1 pseudogene is annotated in these 270 nt (G+C 38.9%); it reads left to right on the plus strand.

The features are described 5' to 3' along the window. Positions 1-24 precede the first annotated feature (24 nt). Positions 25-270, plus strand: a pseudogene (locus AAEY72_RS15015) (acyl-CoA desaturase); the annotation flags it as partial.

A 270-nucleotide genomic window follows, 5' to 3' on the forward strand; every position in this document is an offset into this window, starting at 1 on the left:
GTAATGCATGGTCAATACGATTGGATGAACGACAAGCAACTTAACTCACAACATTATGAGTGGGACATAGCGTGCGACGGGCAAAGTTGGCATCGCGTTCATAACTTTGAACACCATACGTATACTAATATTATTGGTAAAGACAGAGACTTTGGTTATGGCTTGTTGCGTTTAAGCGATGATTTTAAGTGGCGTTTTAAAAATGTATGGCAGTTTTTTACGTATATTAATTTAAGTGTGTTATTTCAGTGGGGCGTGTCGTATCACGAG

The sequence above is a fragment of the Psychrobacter sp. W2-37-MNA-CIBAN-0211 genome, assembly GCF_040309405.1.
In the GTDB taxonomy this organism is placed as follows: Bacteria; Pseudomonadota; Gammaproteobacteria; order Pseudomonadales; family Moraxellaceae; genus Psychrobacter; species Psychrobacter glaciei.